The following is a 2,474-nucleotide window of genomic DNA, read 5'->3' as shown; positions in this document are numbered from 1 at the left end:
CTCGGCGACCGCGTGCCGCATCAGCGCCGAACCGATGCCGCCGCTCTTCAATCCCGGCTCGACCGCCAGCGGCCCGAGCAGAAGCGCTGCCGGGCCGTTCTCGCCCAGCGTCACGTCCCACAGCCGAACCGTGCCGACGACCGCGCCCGATGGATCGCGCGCGACAAAAGCCAGGCCTTCCGACGGTCGGCGGCCACGCCGCAGCTTTTCGGACGATTTCTTCCTGCGCTTCGGCCCCATGGCGCGGTCGAGCAGCGCTTCGCGCGCCAGCATGTCACCGGTGCCTTCGGCAAGGATGACGAAGGCGCGGGCAGTCTCCCCCCTCGAGGGGGAGATGTCGCCGAAGGCGACAGAGGGGGTCGCCGCGCGTGAAGCGCCGGCGCCCTGCGTGACGAGAAGCGGCGTTGGCGCTCCACGCGCGACGACCCCCTCTGGCCGCTGCGCGGCCATCTCCCCCTCAAGGGGGGAGATTACCCGGCGCGCGGCGCCCTCGACGATGAAATCTGCATTGTCCATTTCCGCGATCCTTCTCGAGCGGAGATCTGTTCCACAAGCGAGCCCGGGCGGGCGACATGATCGCCCGCGCCGGGTGATCTGAGCGGTTCTTGTGAACCGCTCAGATCACGTAGGATCGGAGCGGCTCGAAGCCGTTGAACGCGACCGAAGAATAGGTCGTCGTGTAGGCGCCGGTGCCTTCGATCAGCACCTCGTCGCCGATGGTCAGCGACAGGGGCAGCGGATAGGGCGTCTTCTCGTACATCACGTCCGCCGAATCGCAGGTCGGGCCGGCGAGCACGCAGGGCGCGGTCTCCGAGCCGTCATGGCGAGTGACGATCGGATAGCGGATCGCCTCGTCCATGGTCTCGGCGAGGCCGCCGAACTTGCCGATGTCGAGGAACACCCAGCGCACATTGTCGTTGTCGGCCTTCTTCGAGATCAGCACGACTTCCGACTTGATGACGCCGGCATTGCCGACCATGCCGCGGCCCGGCTCGACGATCGTCTCGGGCAGCGCGTTGCCGAAATGCTTGCGCAGCGCCGAGAAGATAGCCTGGCCGTAAGCCTGCGCCGCCGGCACGTCCTTCAGGTAACGGGTCGGGAAACCGCCGCCCATGTTGACCATCTTCAAGACGATGCCTTCCTCGGCGAGCGTCGCGAACACTTTCTTGGCGTCGCCCAGCGCGCGGTCCCAGGCCGACAGGTTGGTCTGCTGCGAGCCGACATGGAACGACACGCCATAAGCGTCCAGGCCAAGCTCCTTGGCATGGCGCAGCACATCGACGGCCATCGCCGGCACGCAGCCGAACTTGCGCGACAGCGGCCATTCGGCGCCTTCGCCGTCGGTCAGCACGCGGCAGAACACGCGCGAGCCGGGGGCGACGCGGGCGATCTTCTCGACCTCCTCCACACAGTCCACGGCGTAGAGGCGGATACCGAGCTGATAGGCGCGCTGGATGTCGCGCTCCTTCTTGATGGTGTTGCCGAAGGAAATGCGGTCCGCCGGCGCGCCGGCGTCCATCGCCATCTCAACCTCGGCAACGGATGCGGTGTCGAAGGACGAGCCCATCGCAGCAAGAAGGCGCAGGATCTCCGGCGCCGGGTTTGCTTTCACCGCATAGTAGATCTTGGAATCGGGCAGCGCCTTCTCGAAGGCGCGGAAGTTGTCGCGCACGACATCGAGGTCGACGACGAGGCAGGGGCCGTTCGGACGTCGGGTGGCGAGGAAGTCAAGGATGCGCTGGGTAGCCATCGAGGTCTCTCCATCTGCGCCTTTCGGCGCGCACAAAGGCTGCGGGACGCGGGCGCTCAGCCTCGCGAACTCGCGGTGGACAAAGGCGGGACGGAAAATCCGTGGAACCAGCCGGTGGAGACCCCGGAACCACGAATCGCCGTCTCGCGGCGGTGAACCTGGCCTTGCCCGGCCTCGGTTCGCTTTGTCTGCCTTGGCTTGGATGGGAGGACCCCGTCCGCACTACAGGCAATGAAGGTGTGCCTCTTCAGTAACCCCGGTCTTTGGACGACCGGTAGACACCAGAAAGGCCCGCACCGTCGTTGCTTCAAGGTGTCCTCGGTCTGGCGGTTGGCCACTAGACCGACTGGAGGGGTTGGCTCCAGTTACCTTACCGGTTGCCCTCACCATTCGAGGATCGGCGGACACCCACAGGCACGTGCGACTTTGGGCAAGCGCGATATAAGAGCGAAGGGTTTCACAATCAATAAAAATCGTAAGCGCCGGTTGTAAAAATTCCGGCATCGAACAATGTTTGTGGACCGTATCCGGAAATCGAACGATGCCAGGCACCCACGGCCCTCTCAACGCCTTCCTCGATCTGCGCCAAGTGCCTGTGGCCAATGCGGAATCAGGCCCGCTTGCCGGCCTGCGCCTGGCCGTCAAGGACATTTACGACGTCGCCGGCTATCGCACCGGCTGCGGCAACCCGCGCAAGTTCGAGCAGGCTCACGCCGCCTCGCAG

2 protein-coding genes and 1 pseudogene are annotated in these 2,474 nt (G+C 65.5%); 1 reads left to right on the top strand and 2 read right to left on the bottom strand.

Translation table 11 applies throughout. From position 1 onward, the window contains the following. Together EOA38_RS40710 and EOA38_RS33575 are read right to left on the bottom strand one after the other, a co-directional pair. A partial coding sequence (locus EOA38_RS40710; RefSeq protein ID WP_245480985.1) for an N-acetyltransferase occupies positions 1-516 on the bottom strand: 516 nt, incomplete at its 3' end. 100 nt (positions 517-616) lie between these two features. Further along, positions 617-1,750 (bottom strand): type III PLP-dependent enzyme, encoded by a 1,134-nt coding sequence (locus EOA38_RS33575; RefSeq protein ID WP_126092160.1) that lies wholly within the window; start codon positions 1,748-1,750, stop codon positions 617-619. A 541-nt stretch (positions 1,751-2,291) separates the two neighbouring features. On the opposite strand from EOA38_RS33575, the pseudogene EOA38_RS33570 reads away from it, so the two are divergent. Beyond that, positions 2,292-2,474: pseudogene (locus tag EOA38_RS33570) on the top strand (amidase); the annotation flags it as partial.

Origin of the sequence: Mesorhizobium sp. M1E.F.Ca.ET.041.01.1.1 (assembly GCF_003997355.1) — a bacterium.
Taxonomy (GTDB): domain Bacteria; phylum Pseudomonadota; class Alphaproteobacteria; order Rhizobiales; family Rhizobiaceae; genus Mesorhizobium.
Note: the sequence above shows the minus strand (reverse complement) of the source record. Positions and strands in the feature narration are given on the sequence as shown.

Excerpts from the sequence above, each read along its gene's own strand:
- EOA38_RS33575 (WP_126092160.1), bottom strand. The coding sequence starts at position 1,750 with ATGGCTACCCAGCGCATCCTTGACTTCCTCGCCACCCGACGTCCGAAC.